The following is a 2,832-nucleotide window of genomic DNA, read 5'->3' on the forward strand; positions in this document are numbered from 1 at the left end:
AGGTCCAGTTGGAGGATTCGGTGTCGACGAAGATGATGCGGGCGTCGGGGTATTTGTCGTCGGTGTCGTTCCACATGTAGAAGTCGCCGAACGGCCCGTCCGGATCCGTCCGCGACGCCTGGAACCACGGGTGCTTGTCCGAGGTGTGGTTCATGACGAGATCGGCGATGACCCTGATCCCGCGGGCGTGCGCCTCCTCGATCAGCTCGACGAAATCGCCGAGCTCGCCGAAGTCCGGGAGGATCTCGGTGTAGTTCGCGATGTCGTAGCCGCCGTCCTTCAGCGGTGACTGGTAGATCGGCAGCAGCCACAGGCAGTCGACACCCAGCCATTCGAGGTGGTCGAGTTTGGAGATCAGGCCGCGTAGATCGCCGTAACCGTCATTGTTGGAATCGCAGAACCCGCGCACGGACACCTCATAGAACACCGCCGTCTTGAACCAGTGCGGCGTGTGCGGGGCGTCCTCGGCGAACGGGTCCGGGACGGCCCCCGCCGCCGGTGCGGCCCGCTCCGCCCCGAGCGCGCCCCGCAGGACCGCGGGATCGGCCTCCGGGTCGGCGACCTGGCCGGACGTGCTGCAGGTGAAGTACTTCGGCTGGGCGTGCATGGGCCATCCCGGAGTGTCGGCGACATCTAGATCTGCAATTCCCGCCGTCCGTCGCGGGTGCGTGCGCGACAGGCAACCATCCGTAAAAATCTCAGTACTCTCTGTAATCAAGGCGCCGCTCCGGTGCCCGGCGGACGTGCTCCCGAACGGGCGGAGGACTTGCCGCGCGGCAGGCGTGTCATGCCCGGATCTTTAGGGTCGGCGCCGTTTCCGCGACAGGCCCCGGGTAGGTCCCTTCCAAGCTCGGAACCTGCCGCGCGGGCAGCTGACGACCAGCCCGGACGGGCGATGTCCTCGTCTCGTCCAAAGCGATCGGAGGGACAGTGGAGCGCTGGGAGATGTCGCCATCGGTCGTACCGACGCGCGATGACCTCGTGGCGCGGCTGCGCGTTCGCTTCGCCGACATTCCGGCCGAGAACGTGCGCCGTTGCGTGGACGACCTGTGGTGCTGCTGCACCCATCTCGGGATGCGGCCGGACGCCCGGACCATCGAGCGCCTCGCGGCGTCCCGGCTCACGGGCGTCGTCCGCGGCGCGCGGCCGCCGTATCCGGACGGGGAGCGCGCCCCGGTGCCGCCGGGCCGGGCCGCCGCCACGCCCGCCCCCGTACGGCCGACCACCGGCGGGCCCGCTCCGGCCCGCGCCGCCGCGCGTACCCCGATCGGGATGTGACAGATGAAGGACACCACCGTGCCGGGCCTGCGGACGGACACCCGGCGAGGGTTCATCGTGCTGCGGCTGCCCGCGCAGGTCAGCTGGCGCAACTACGCCGGGATCCGGGAGGGCGTGTGCCGGGCGCTGGCACTGGCCGCCGGCGAGCTCGCCCCCGACCGTCCCGCCGCCCGTCACGCCGCCCGGCCCCGCAAGGGGGTCGTCGTCGACTTCGGCGACTCGGTCCTGCTGGACGCGTCCGGGCTGGTGCTCCTCGCCCGCACCGAGACCCGCGCGCAGCTGCTCGGCTGCCCGCTGCGGGCCGTGGTGCCCGCGACGGCCGCGCCGGTGCGGCGCGCGCTGCACCTCACCGGCCTGTCCAGCCTCGTCCCGGTGTTCGAGGACGTCGCGGAGGCGACCGCCGCGCCGGTGGCGCCCGGCGGGACCGCGACCGTCGACACCGGCCACGTGCTGGACGCCATCCGGGCCCTGCACCCCGCCGACCCCGGCCTCGCGCCGACGCCGTCCGCCGCCCCGCCCGAGCTGCTGATCACCACGGCCGAGGCGGGCGACGGCGACCACACCGTGGTGGAGCTGTCCGGGGTGCTCGACCCCGTCACCGTCCGCCGCCTCGGCGAGACGCTGACCTCGCTGGTCGAGGGCGACCTGCGGCACCTGATGGTGCGGATGGGCGACCGGCTCGGGGTGCGCTGCGACCCGCTGCCGGTGCTGCTCGGCATCCGCTGGCGGGTCGCCGCGGAGGGCGGCTGCCTGTCGCTGCCCGGCCTGCCCGTCCGGCTCCGCGAGATCATCGACCGCGAGGGGCTCGGCTCGGTGTTCACCGCCTGCCGTCCCGTCGACGGCCGGCTCGGCGCGGAACCGGCCTGACCGGCCGCCTTCCCGCCGCCCCGGCATCGGGGTCCGCCACCGCGGAGCCGATGCGAGCGGGCCGTCCCGTCCCTTTCGCTCAGGCCCCGCCCGGCCGCAGCCGATCGCGCGCGGCGCGCAGGGAGTCGCGGACGGGACGGCCCGTGCCCGTCCGGCCCGTCCGTTCGCGGGACGGCGCGGCGGGCTCGGCGCCGTCCACGGTGCCGTCCTCGGCGGCCGGGCGCTCTTCGTTCGGTGCCGGACGCTCTTCGTCCCGCTGGATCGTGAAGACGTGCGCGGGACGCGCGTGCGGGTCGAGCCGGACGTAGTTCGCCTGCCGCCATGTGTAGGTGGCGTCGTCGAGCTGGTCGATGACGGTGAACGGCCGCTCGGGATCGTTCGGGAGGCCGAGCGCGGTGAGGTCGAGGTGGACGGTCGCTTCGCGCGGCTGGTGCGGGTTGAGGTTGACGATCGCCAGCACCACGTCGTCGCCGTGCCGCTTGGAGAAGGCGAGCAACTCGGGCTGGTCGACGTGGTGGAAGCGCAGATTGCGCAGCCGCTGCAAGGCCGGATGCAGTTTCCGGAGCGTGTTGAGTTGGGTGATGAGGGGGGCGATGGTGGTGTTGTCGCGGTCGGCGGCTTCCCAGTCGCGGGGGCGGTACTGGTATTTCTCCGAGTCGCGGTATTCCTCGCTGCCGGGGCGGACGG

At 72.8% G+C, this 2,832-nt stretch carries 3 protein-coding genes and 1 pseudogene; 2 read left to right on the top strand and 2 right to left on the bottom strand.

The window, feature by feature from the left end; translation table 11 throughout:
* A partial coding sequence (locus tag F9B16_RS49920) for an alpha-amylase family glycosyl hydrolase (RefSeq protein WP_264159880.1) occupies positions 1–607 on the bottom strand: 607 nt, incomplete at its 3' end.
* Between the two features lie 338 nt (positions 608–945).
* Here F9B16_RS49920 and F9B16_RS49925 point away from each other — a divergent pair.
* Both F9B16_RS49925 and F9B16_RS49930 read left to right on the top strand, forming a co-directional pair.
* Positions 946–1,278 carry a hypothetical protein gene (locus F9B16_RS49925; protein ID WP_151547272.1) on the top strand — a complete coding sequence of 111 codons (333 nt, stop codon included), beginning with the start codon at positions 946–948 and terminating at the stop codon, positions 1,276–1,278.
* A 3-nt stretch (positions 1,279–1,281) separates the two neighbouring features.
* Positions 1,282–2,145, top strand: a complete 864-nt coding sequence (locus tag F9B16_RS49930) for an STAS domain-containing protein (protein ID WP_151547273.1) — start codon at positions 1,282–1,284, stop codon at positions 2,143–2,145.
* Positions 2,146–2,224: 79 nt separating this feature from the next.
* Here F9B16_RS49930 and F9B16_RS49935 read toward each other — a convergent pair.
* Positions 2,225–2,832: pseudogene (locus F9B16_RS49935) on the bottom strand (hypothetical protein); the annotation flags it as partial.

The sequence above is a fragment of the Actinomadura montaniterrae genome (genome assembly GCF_008923365.1).
Lineage (GTDB): Bacteria > Actinomycetota > Actinomycetes > Streptosporangiales > Streptosporangiaceae > Spirillospora > Spirillospora montaniterrae.

Coding starts and splice junctions, on each gene's coding strand:
- F9B16_RS49925 (WP_151547272.1), top strand. CDS start 946: ATGTCGCCATCGGTCGTACCGACGCGCGATGACCTCGTGGCGCGGCTG.
- F9B16_RS49930 (WP_151547273.1), top strand. CDS start 1,282: ATGAAGGACACCACCGTGCCGGGCCTGCGGACGGACACCCGGCGAGGG.